At 65.1% G+C, this 11,125-nt stretch carries 7 protein-coding genes; 5 read left to right on the top strand and 2 right to left on the bottom strand.

The genetic code is table 11. The features are described from left to right. Positions 1–162: 162 nt before the first annotated feature. The gene (locus ACWCIA_RS16675) at positions 163–2,277 is read right to left on the bottom strand and encodes a sensor domain-containing protein (protein ID WP_454165052.1); all 2,115 of its coding nucleotides are present in this window, start codon (positions 2,275–2,277) and stop codon (positions 163–165) included. Positions 2,278–2,580: 303 nt separating this feature from the next. Between ACWCIA_RS16675 and ACWCIA_RS16670 the strand changes: the two genes are divergently transcribed. Genes ACWCIA_RS16670 through ACWCIA_RS16660 form a run of 3 tightly spaced genes read left to right on the top strand, consistent with a single transcriptional unit; the run spans position 2,581 to position 5,108 of the window. Then, positions 2,581–3,300, top strand: a complete 720-nt coding sequence (locus ACWCIA_RS16670) for a MotA/TolQ/ExbB proton channel family protein (protein ID WP_454165050.1) — start codon at positions 2,581–2,583, stop codon at positions 3,298–3,300. Beyond that, a complete protein-coding gene (locus tag ACWCIA_RS16665; protein ID WP_454165049.1) occupies positions 3,290–3,712 on the top strand; it encodes an ExbD/TolR family protein in 423 nt (140 codons plus the stop codon). Before ACWCIA_RS16670 ends, ACWCIA_RS16665 begins: the two co-directional genes overlap by 11 nt. A gap of 1 nt (position 3,713) precedes the next feature. Next, a complete protein-coding gene (locus ACWCIA_RS16660; protein WP_454165047.1) occupies positions 3,714–5,108 on the top strand; it encodes a hypothetical protein in 1,395 nt (464 codons plus the stop codon). Positions 5,109–5,182: 74 nt separating this feature from the next. On the opposite strand, the gene ACWCIA_RS16655 is transcribed toward ACWCIA_RS16660, so the two are convergent. After that, positions 5,183–6,490 carry an FAD-dependent oxidoreductase gene (locus tag ACWCIA_RS16655; RefSeq protein ID WP_454165045.1) on the bottom strand — a complete coding sequence of 436 codons (1,308 nt, stop codon included), beginning with the start codon at positions 6,488–6,490 and terminating at the stop codon, positions 5,183–5,185. A 188-nt stretch (positions 6,491–6,678) separates the two neighbouring features. On the opposite strand from ACWCIA_RS16655, the gene ACWCIA_RS16650 reads away from it, so the two are divergent. After that, positions 6,679–8,832 carry a M3 family metallopeptidase gene (locus tag ACWCIA_RS16650; protein ID WP_454165043.1) on the top strand — a complete coding sequence of 718 codons (2,154 nt, stop codon included), beginning with the start codon at positions 6,679–6,681 and terminating at the stop codon, positions 8,830–8,832. Between the two features lie 110 nt (positions 8,833–8,942). Beyond that, on the top strand, positions 8,943–11,066 hold the full coding sequence (locus tag ACWCIA_RS16645) for a M3 family metallopeptidase (protein WP_454165041.1): 2,124 nt from the start codon (positions 8,943–8,945) through the stop codon (positions 11,064–11,066). Positions 11,067–11,125: the final 59 nt, after the last annotated feature.

The following is an 11,125-nucleotide window of genomic DNA, read 5'->3' as shown; positions in this document are numbered from 1 at the left end:
GTTGTTGTGTAGTTGCAACTTGTTGAGACCAAATTGCATGCTGTGCTTTGCGGGCGATCCGCCGGCTTTGCTGCCGGCCTCGATCTGCGCCGCTCTTAAGCAGGGGAATGGGCGATGCGCCCGGCCTGCCGGAAGCATCCAGAAGGCCTTGTAGTGGGGTTCTTACGCGTGACCGATCCCGGCACTGCTGTACATCCTTTCGAACTCCCGGATCGGCACCGGCCTGCCCAACAGGTAGCCCTGCAGTGCGCCGCAGCCACCATCGACCAGGAAGCTGCGCTGCGCTTCGTGCTCGACGCCTTCGGCGACGATGTCGAGCTTGAGCTTGCGCGCCAGGGCGATGATCGCCTCCACGATCGGGACCGCGTCCGGATCCAGGTGCACGTCGTGCACGAACGAGCGGTCGATCTTCAATGCCGTCAGCGGAAAGCGCCGCAGGTAAGCGAGCGAGGAATAACCGGTGCCGAAGTCGTCCAGCGAAAAACGCACGCCCTGGCTGCACAGTTGCTGCATGTGGGCGATGATTTCGGAGACGTTTTCCGCGAAGACGCTCTCCGTGAGCTCCAGGCATAACCTGTCGGCTGGCGCGCCGGTATCCTGAAGGATGTCGGCGACTTTCCCTGCAAAGTCGTCGCTGCGCATCTGGTGTGCGCTGATGTTGACCGCAAGTTCGAGCCTGGCAAGCGTGCGGTCCGTGCGCCAGCGCGCCAGGGCGCGGCAGCTTTCCTCGAGCACGAACTGGCCTAGCGGGATGATCAGCCCCGAGGATTCCGCCAGGCCGATGAACTCATCGGGCGCGAGCAGCTTGCCACCGGGGTGACGCCAGCGTACCAGCACCTCGGCGCCGACCAGGTGTCCCTGGCTATCGAATTGGGGCTGGCAGAACAGGACAAACTGTTGCTCGGAGAGGCCCGCGCGCAGGGCATGCTCGAGCGCCGCCTGGTGCTCGGCTGCTGCTTGCATGTAGGGATCGAAGAAACGCGCCGTGTTGCGCCCCTCCGATTTGGCACGGTACATGGCGAGATCGGCTTGTTTGAGCAGGGTGTCGATCTCGTTCGAGGTACCGTCGAAGAGCGCCACGCCGATGCTTGGCGTGCTCAGGAACAGCCGCCCGTTCAGGTGATACGGCTGACCCATCGCCGCCTGCAGTTTTTCCAGGACGTGGTGTGTTTCGGCTACGGCCTCGTGCAGGTCCTTGCCAAGCTCTTCGAGCACCAGCACGAACTCATCGCCACCCAGGCGAGCGAGCTGGTCGCAGTGGCGCAGGCGCTCGGCGACCTGGCGCAGCAACATGTCGCCCACATCATGGCCCATCGTATCGTTGAGCAGCTTGAAATTGTCCAGGTCGAGGAATATCACGGCGCCCATGCGTCCCGAACGCTGGCTGCGGGCCAGTGCCTTGTCCAGTTCCTCCACCAGCAGGCGGCGGTTCGGCAAGCCGGTCAGGTGGTCGAAGTTGGCCAGTTCGTAAATGCGTTGCTCGGCAAGCTTGCGTTCGGTGAGGTCGGTATTGGTACCCGACACCCGCAGGGCCTTGCCGCTGGGGTCACGGGTGACGAACCCGCGCGACAGGACAGGTACGTAATGCCCGTCGCGATGGCGCAGGCGCCACTCGACGCTGTAGGTTTCGCGGTCGCCCTCCAGCAGGTCGTTCCAGTAATCGGTAATGCGCGGTTTGTCGTCGGGATGCATCAGCTCCTGCCAGAGACCGGTATGGCAGCCAAGCTCGCCCGGCAGATAGCCCAGCATGGTCCACCAGCGCTCGGAGTAATACACTTCGTTCTTCACGAGATCGTAATCCCAGGGGGCGTCGGTCGAACCCTGCAGTACCAGGCGCAGCCGCTCCTCGGATTTTTGCAGCCTTTGTTCCGCCTGTTTCAGCGCAGTGCAATCGGTAAAGCACACGACGACCCTGCACAGCAGGCCGTCGAGACCGATTTCCGGATAGGCGTTGCAGATCAGCCAGCGTACCGGGGCGGATCCCTCGCTGCACAGGCCGACGACGACCTGCGACTGCTGGCGGCCGGTGCGCAGGACGAGGTTAACGGGGAACTCTTCTGGCAGCATCGGATGACCGTCGTCGCACAGGAAGTGCCAGGCCGTGCTGTCGGAAGCGATGCCACGAAGCTGCTCCAGGCTTCGCCCGATCAGTTCGCAGGCAAGCCGGTTGGCATGCAGGATGCAGCCGTCCGCGCCGTGCACCACGACACCTGCGGGCAAATGATCGAGCAGGTCGTCGAGCCGGCGCTGGATATCTGCGGCAGTGCTGGAGATCATGGAGAACCCGGCAATAGGATATCAAAAGTGCATCTGATGGTAGCACGGACCTGTTGATTCGACCGTGTGCGCAATGACGCCTGCGGTATCGCTGCACTAGCAACAGGCCGCCTTTCCCTCACTCTCTTCCATGGCATCTCCTCGCCCGGACTGTCTGCGTAAGTCAATAAAAATGCATCTTTGTGGCGTAATATTTTCTACTATGTAGAAAAATACAATGCTAGGATATGGCAATACTGGTTTTTTAGGCAGGGACAATCCGATGGGTTGACACCTTGGTGCATGATTTTTTCAGGACCATCCATGTTGAAAAGACGCTCACCCCTACTGTTAGGCAGTCTCGTCGCGCCGGCCGCGCTGGCGCAGGAACTCAACGTGTTCGACCAGGTCATCCACGGGGGCGCCACGATGGTCGTGATCCTGGCGATCTCGGTCCTGGCGCTGGCCGTGACGATCGAGCGCGCGCGGCATCTGCAGCGCGCAGCGCTCATCCCCGAGGGCATGGCGGCCGAGGTCGTCACGCTGTGGCGCAGCCGGAAGTTCCGGCAGGTCGAAGTCATGGCGCTGGAGAGCGACAGCACGCTGGCGCGCATCGTGGCCTGCATGCTGGAGAAACGCCATCAGCCCCAGGCCGCAGTAGCGGGCGCCTGCGCGGATATCGCGTCGCGTGAATTGCGCCAGCACCAGCAGAGGGCCTATCCGCTGGCGGTCGTGGCGACCATCGCGCCGATCATCGGCCTGCTGGGTACGGTCATCGGGATGGTCGAGTCCTTCCACGCGATCGCCTACGCGGGCGGCATGGGCAATCCGGCCCTGCTCGCCGGCGGCATCTCCAAGGCCCTGGTGTGCACGGCCGCGGGACTGACGGTCGCACTGGGGGCGCTGGCGGCGCACCATTTTTTCAAGCACCGCGTGACCGCCTACGGACTGCGCCTGGAGCAGGTGGTCGACCAATTGCTCGACGAATGCGCTCGCGACGGGCAATCCAGCATCGAGCACAAGGTGGCTGCCGATGCGTATTAATCTCACCGAGCATGAAGAGCCGGAGATCGGCCTGGTGGCCATGATCGACTGCATCTTCTTCCTGCTGATGTTCTTCATGCTCGCGACGACCTTCAAGGAGCAGGCCAACAACAAGCCGCAGAAAGTCCTGCCGGTGCAGTTGCCGAGCGCCGAAGCGTCGGTGGTGCGGGCCGGTGCGGCCGACGACGCGCTGGTGATCGGGGTCGACCGCTCGGGCGCACTGTTCGTCGATACCAGGCCGGTCACGGTACAGGAGCTGCACACCATCCTCGCGCGCGAGGCGTCCGCCGATCCGCAGCGCCGGATACGGATCGACGGTGACCGCGACGCCTCCTACCAGCACATCGTGCGCGTGCTCGACCTGTGCCAGCTCGACGGGCTGACCAATATCGCCATGCACACGCGCGACTGAGATGCTGCTCCCATCCAGGATCCGCCTGCCCTACCTGATCCTGTCGGTCGCGGCGCACGCGGGGCTGCTGGCCGCCGTGTTCTACGCCGGGCCCTACAGCGTCAAGTCGGCGACGCTCGAGCGGCACGTCCGGAATGCGGAAGGGGCCGACATCCGGCGGCGCGTGCAGGAGATCGAGAAGATCAGGACGCTGCTGGCGAAAAGCCGGCAGGAGGGCGGAGCGGCGCAGGCAACCGCCGGCGCCGGCGGCAAGATGGACAGCGCGGCCGCGCCCCGGCAGATGCTGGAGCGGGCGCGCCAATTCAGTGCCGAGATCGAGCAGATGGAACGCCGCGCCCAGGCGCGCGAACTGGCGCGGCTGCTGAACATTCCGCAAGAGCAGGCCATGCGCCAGTTGCCGCCGACTAAGCGCAAGGCGCCGGCCGCGCCGGTCAAGGCCATGGGCACCCGGGAGGCGCTCGCCGAACTGCGCGAGCACCAGCAACTGGCGCGCGCTGCGCTGCTCAAGCGCGAGCAGCAATTGCGGCACGCGCAGGGCGGCACGCGCGTGCGTTCCGCGGGTGCGCTCGGGGGGCTGGGCGGCGGCAAGCCGAGCGCACTGGCCGGTGGCGGCGATGGCGGCACGGGCAAGGCGGGCAGCGGCGGGGCGGGCAGGGAAGGCGTCCCCGGCGAGGAGGTGCCGAACGCGGCCCATATCGACATCCGGGGCTACATCGAACAGACCGGCATGCACATGACGGCAGTGCCGCGGGGCGGCGAATGGGACCTCACGGCATCCGGGCGCAAGCTGGCACGCGGGTATGGCGCCGCCACTGCCCTGCCGGCCGCGGATTCGGGCACGGTGCGCAAGCTCAGTGCGCATGCCATCGGCAAGGGCGCCCCGCATGCCGGCCGCATCTACCTGAACCGCTGGCACATCATCGGTCCCTTCCCCGGACGCGGCCCGCACGGTTCGATCGACCTCGTCTACCCGCCCGAGCAGCTGGTCGACCTCGACGCCGAGTATGCCGGCGTCGGCGGCAGCAGGCTCACCTGGGAATACCTCACCAGCCCGCACTATCCGACGGTGCCGACGCTGCGCGCGCAGGATGCGGTCTATTACGCCTACACGGAAGTGACGGTGGACGAGGACGTCGACCTGGCGCTGGCCATCGGCGGCGACGACGACACCAAATTGTGGTTCAACGAGCGTCTCGTCTGGCGCAGCGGCGACGGTTTCAAGCCCTGGTACCGCAGCCCCGGCTATGTCGGCATGCACAAGGAGATCGCCGACTGGAACCTCGCCGAAGGCACGCGCACCCTGCGTTTCAAGAAGGGCCGCAACAGCCTGCTTCTTAAACTGTATAACGGCGCCTCGCTGACCTTTTTTTCGGTGGTGATCCTGGGCGAGTCGTGATGTTGGGTGTGAAGGGGGCGCCGAGCCTCCCGACTCCACGCGCAAGCCGGCACCGTGCAAACATACGCGTGGACTCAGGAGTCCACCCTACGTAAACCGCCTCCCAACCGTTCCCCCAGACGCTTCCCCAAACACAGCAAAGTCAAGGTCGGCGGCAACCCCCACGGCTCCGGAATCACCGACGCATCGCACACATACAGCCCCGCCGTCCGCGTCTGCAAATCCGCATCGACCCCTTCTCCGATGCGCACGCTCCCGCCCGGATGCGCCGCGAAATGCCAGGATTTGAAAATGTGATGCGCCCCGGCTTCGCGCAGGATCGCCTTGGCCATCTGCACGCCATGCGCCAGCTTGCGGCGGTCCCCCGGCTGCAGCGTCTTGTCCGCCCAGCGCGGCCCGACCGCACCGCCGATCTCGTCGCGGATCTTGACCATCATCGACAAGGTGCGGCGGTGCGCGAACAGGCGGTCGACCCGGCCGACCTGGGCCGCGAAAGCGGCGTACATCGGCTGCGGCAGGGTCAGGTCGGCCAGCGCGATGCCCTCCTCATGCAGATTCAGGCCGCCCGCCATCGGCACCTCGGCGCCGCCGTCGATGTCGTCCAAGCTGCCCATCACCGCCACCACCGGATCGCTGAAGAAGGGGGAGTTACGCGGCCCCAGGCCCGACTGATGCAGCAGCCGTGGGCTGCCGATGCCACCTGCGGAGAGCACAACCAGCGGTGCGGACACCGATTGCCGCTTGCCGCCCACCTCCACCTCGACGCCGGCCGCGCGGCCGTTTGCGACCAGCACGCGCAGCACGCGGGCGCGGTCGACCAGCTGCGCTCCCATGCGGCAGGCCTCGTCGATGAAATCGCGCGCCGTCCACTTGGCGCCGAAGGGACAGCCGTAGACGCAGCGCCAGCAGCCGCTGCGGCAGCTCTCCGGGCGGATCATCTTGTCCAGTTTGTGCCAGTCGAGCGACAGGGCGCGCGCCGCGCTCATCATGCGCGCGGCCATCGGGCCTATCAACCCATCGGGCAGGGGCGCCATCGGCAGTTCGGCGCGCAGGTTGGCCAGGCTCGGGGCCAGGTCGATGCCGTGGCGCGCGAACATTGCCTGCGGCGGCGGGGCCGCGGTGGCGAAGTTGATGGCCGAGCTGCCGCCCAGGGTAATGCCGGCCACCAACAGCGAAGCGTCGCGGTGGAAGTAGGCGCCCTTGCCGGGCACGGCCGCCATGGCCGCCATCTGCGTCACCGTCCCCGTTAGGGGAGCGGCGCTGCCCTGTTCCAGCACGAGCACGCGCATGCCGCATCGCGCCAGCTCGCGCGCGGTGGCGGCGCCGCCCGGGCCGCTGCCGACGACGATGGCGTCATACGAAGAACGAAAGGTAGAAGGCATGAGAGGAGGGCAGTCTTGAGACGGCGATGCTACCACGCTGCGTTTCGATCGGGTTCGAGGGGATGTCTATACAAGTTTGTATGGGATTGTTTCCAGCGTGCCGACGCGGCAATAAGCCTGCTATGATCTGGCGCGCACCTGTCGGCGGCGATCCCGCGGGCAGCCCTTTCGAGTTCATGAGAGAGACCATGAAACGTCCACAAATGCTCATCATCGCAGCCAGCCTGGCCATCGCCGGGACCGCCTTTGCCGCCCCCGCAGCGCCTGCCGCACAAGCCCCATCCGGTACTGTGCTCGACGCATCGAACCCCTTCGCCACACCAAGCAGCCTGCCGCTCAACTACCCGGCCTTCGACAAGATCAAGGACGAGCACTTCCTGCCGGCCTACGCCGCCGGCATGCGCGAGCAGCTGCGCGAAGTGGACAGCATCGCCAACAATCCGAAAGCGCCGACCTTCGACAACACGATCGTCGCCATGGAGCGTTCGGGCCAGATGCTGGCGCGCGTGGGGGCCGTGTTCTCGAACCTGCTGACTGCCAATACCAACGACCGCATGGATGCGATCGACCGCGAGATGTCGCCCAAGCTGGCGGCGCATAGCGACGCGATCTACCTGAACCCGAAGCTGTTCAAGCGGGTCGAAACCCTGCACGCCAAGCGCGACAAGCTGGGACTGGACGCTGAAGCGAAGTTCCTGCTCGAGCGCTACTACAAGGAATTCGTGCGCGCCGGCGCCAAGCTCTCGAACGCCGACAAGGAAAAGCTCAAAAGCTATAACGGCCAGATCGCTTCGCTGCAATCGGACTTCTCGCAGCGCGTGCTGAAGGAAGCGAATGCCTCGGCGCTGGTGGTGAACACCCGCGAGGAGCTGGCCGGCCTGTCCGATGCCGAAATCACCGCCGCCGCCGCCGAAGCGAAAAAGCGCGGCCTGGACGGCAAGTACGTCCTCACGCTCGCCAACACCACCATCCAGCCGCCGCTGGCGAGCCTCACGAATCGCGCCGTGCGCGAGCGCCTGCAGGCTGCGTCGATGAGCCGCGGTTCGCGCGGCGGAGAATTCGACACCCGCGAGCTGGTCCTGAAGCTGGTGAAACTGCGCGCCGAACGCGCGACCCTGCTCGGCTACCCGAACTACGCAACCTATTCGCAGGAACTGGAAACGGCGAAGAACCCGGCCGCCGTGAACAAGCTGCTGGCCGAACTGGCCAAGCCGGCGATCGGCAACGCGAAGAAGGAAGCGGCGGCGATGCAGCGCATCGTCGATGCCCAGAAAGGCGGCTTCCAGATCGCCGCCCACGACTGGGCCTTCTACAGCGACAAGGTGCGCGCGGCCCAGTACAACTTCGACGAAAACCAGCTGCGCCCGTATTTCGAACTGAACAACGTGCTGGTGAACGGCGTCTTCTTCGCCGCCACCAAGGAATACGGCATCACCTTCAAGGAGCGCAAGGACCTGCCGGTCTACGATCCGGACGTGCGCACCTTCGACGTGTTCGACGTCGACGGCAAGCCGCTGGCGATCTTCATCTTCGACCCCTACGCGCGCGGCAACAAGCAGGGCGGGGCATGGATGAACGAATACGTGTCGCAGTCGCACCTGTTGGGCCGCAAGCCGGTCGTCGGCAACCACCAGAACATCCCGAAGCCGGCCGCGGGCGAACCGACGCTGCTCACCTACGACGAGGTGCGCACCATGTTCCACGAGTTCGGCCACGCGCTGCACGGCATGTTCTCGAACGTGAAGTACCCGCACTTCTCGGGCACCAGCGTGCCACGCGATTTCGTCGAGTACCCGTCGCAGGTCAACGAGATGTGGGCGATCTGGCCTGAGGTGCTCTCCAACTACGCGAAGCACTACAAGACCGGCGCGCCGATGCCGAAAGAGCTGATCGACAAGGTCGTCGCCGCTAAAAAATTCAACCAGGGCTTCATGACGAGCGAATACCTGGCCGCCTCGCTGATCGACCAGCGCTGGCACCAGCTGACCCCGGCGCAGATTCCAGGCGACGTGCTGGCCTTCGAAGCCAAAGCATTGAAAGAAGCCGGCGTCGACTTCGCACCGGTGCCGCCGCGCTACCGCACGACCTATTTCTCGCACTCGATGAACGGCGGTTACTCGGCCGGCTACTACGCCTACCTGTGGAGCGAAAAGCTCGACGCCGACACCGTGCAATGGTTCACGCAGAACGGCGGCCTGTCGCGCAAGAACGGCGACCACTTCCGCAAGACCCTGCTCTCGCGCGGCGGCACCGCCGAGGCGATGGACCTGTTCCGCAATTTCCGCGGGCGCGATCCGGTCATCGAGCCGCTGCTCGAGCGCCGTGGCCTCACTGGCAACTGAGCGGTAACTGAGCGGGCAACTGAACGATGTTTTCACCGACACGCACCGCCGCTTCGTGGCGGCGCGTGGGCTTTTACTTTTTTTAATAGCAACAACACGATAGAGACTCCATGAACCGTCCTCACATGCTGATCATCGCTGCCAGCGTCGCAGTCGCCAACCTGGCCTATGCTCAACCGGCCTCGCTCCTCGAAGCATCGAACCCGTTCGCCAAGCCGAGCACCCTGCAGTACGGCTACCCGGCCTTCGACAAGATCAAGAACGAACACTTCGCGCCGGCTTTCGCCGAAGGCATGCGCCAGGAGGCGGCCGAGGTCGAGGCGATCGCCAACAACAAGGCCGCGCCGACTTTCGAGAACACCATCGTCGCCATGGAGCGCTCGGGCCAGCTGCTCAACCGTGTGCAGGCCGTGTTCGGCACCCTGATCGGTTCCTACACCAACGACACCCTGCAAGCCCTGGACAAGGAGCTGTCGCCGAAGCTGGCCGCGCACAACGACGCGATCCGCCTGAACCCGAAGCTGTACGCACGCATCAAGGCCATCTACGACCAGCGCAACAAGCTGAACCTGGACGCCGAATCGAAATTCCTGATCGAGCGCTACAACAAGGACTTCGTGCGCGCCGGCGCCAAGCTGTCCGCCGCCGACAAGGAAAAGCTCAAGGCCTATAACACCCAGCTCGCCGCACTGCAGACCCAGTTCAGCCAGAACGTGCTGAAGGAAGTGAACGCCTCGGCCTTCGTCGTCGACACCCGCGAAGAACTGGCCGGCCTGCCGCCGAAAGCGATCGAAGCGGCCGCCGCCGAGGCGAAGAAGCGCGGCCTGGACGGCAAGTTCGTGATCCCTGTCGTGAACACCACCCAGCAGGCGCCATTGTCGGTGCTGACCAACCGCGGCACCCGCGAAAAGCTGCTGAACATCTCGCTGGTGCGCGGCTCGCGCGGCGGCGAATTCGACAACCGCGACGTCGTCCTGAAGCTCGCCAAGCTGCGCGCCGAGCGCGCCGAGCTGCTGGGCTACGAAAGCCACGCCGCCTACTCGCTGGAAGACCAGACTGCGAAGAACACGAGCGCCGTCAACAAGCTGCTGTCGGACCTGACCGCGCCGGCCGTGCGCAACGTGACCAAGGAAGCGGCCGAGATCCAGCAGGTGATCGATGCCGAGAAGGGCAACTTCAAGGTCGCCGCCTACGACTGGAACTACTACAGCGACAAGGTACGCGCCGCCAAGTACTCCTTCGACGCCAACCAGTTGAAGCCCTACTTTGAACTCAACAACGTCCTGAACGGCACCTTCTACGCGGCCAACCAGCTGTGGGGCATCACCTTCAAGGAGCGCAAGGACCTGCCGGTCTACGATCCGGACGTGCGCGTGTTCGACGTCTTCGAAGAAGACGGCAAGCACCTGGCCATCTTCACCTTCGACCCGTACGCCCGGGCGAACAAGCGCGGCGGCGCCTGGATGGGCGCCCTGGTCAGCCAGAGCAAGCTGCTGGGCCACAAGCCGGTCATCACCAACAACCTGAACCTGGTCAAGCCGGCCGCGGGCGAGCCGACCCTGCTGACCTGGGACGAAGTGCGCACCACCTTCCACGAGTTCGGCCACGCCACCCATGGCTGGTTCTCGGACGTGAAGTACCCGCGCTTCTCGGGCACCAGCGTGCCGCGCGACTACGTCGAACTGCCGTCGCAGGTCTACGAAATGTGGATGGCCTGGCCTGAAGTGCTGGCGAATTACGCCAAGCACTACCAGACCGGCGCGCCGATGCCGAAGGAACTGCTCGACAAGCTGCGCGCCTCGCAGCGCTTCAACGAGGGCTACCGCACGACCGAGTACTTGGCCGCCGCCGCCCTCGACCAGAAGTGGCACCAGCTGGGTTCGAAGGCGATCCCGACCGACGTGAAAGCCTTCGAAGCGCAGGCACTGAAGGAAGCCGGCCTGGATGTCGGCCCGGTCCCGCCGCGCTATAGCTCGACCTACTTCTCGCACGCCTTCTCGGGCGGCTACTCGGCCGGCTACTACAGCTACCTGTGGGCCGAGCGCCTCGACGCCGACGCCGGCGAGTGGTTCAAGGAAAACGGCGGCCTGAAGCGCAAGAACGGCGACCGCTTCCGCAAGATGGTGCTCTCGAAGGGCGGCACCATGGACGCGACCGAGATGTACCGCTCCTTCCGCGGCCGCGATCCTGTCATCGAGCCGCTGCTGGAACGCCGCGGTTTGACCGCTAACTGATCCACGTTGTCAATGCGCGGGCCTGCACATCAGGTCCGCGTTTTTTTGTGCATACCCGA

It is taken from the genome of Massilia sp. SYSU DXS3249, assembly GCF_053668055.1.
The sequence above is the reverse complement of the archived record's forward strand: the minus strand, read 5'-3'. Positions and strand labels throughout refer to the sequence as shown.

Bases quoted from the DNA above. Each gene is read 5' to 3' on its own strand.
- ACWCIA_RS16675 (WP_454165052.1), bottom strand. From the start codon at position 2,277: ATGATCTCCAGCACTGCCGCAGATATCCAGCGCCGGCTCGACGACCTG.
- ACWCIA_RS16670 (WP_454165050.1), top strand. From the start codon at position 2,581: ATGTTGAAAAGACGCTCACCCCTACTGTTAGGCAGTCTCGTCGCGCCG.
- ACWCIA_RS16665 (WP_454165049.1), top strand. From the start codon at position 3,290: ATGCGTATTAATCTCACCGAGCATGAAGAGCCGGAGATCGGCCTGGTG.
- ACWCIA_RS16660 (WP_454165047.1), top strand. From the start codon at position 3,714: ATGCTGCTCCCATCCAGGATCCGCCTGCCCTACCTGATCCTGTCGGTC.
- ACWCIA_RS16655 (WP_454165045.1), bottom strand. From the start codon at position 6,490: ATGCCTTCTACCTTTCGTTCTTCGTATGACGCCATCGTCGTCGGCAGC.
- ACWCIA_RS16650 (WP_454165043.1), top strand. From the start codon at position 6,679: ATGAAACGTCCACAAATGCTCATCATCGCAGCCAGCCTGGCCATCGCC.
- ACWCIA_RS16645 (WP_454165041.1), top strand. From the start codon at position 8,943: ATGAACCGTCCTCACATGCTGATCATCGCTGCCAGCGTCGCAGTCGCC.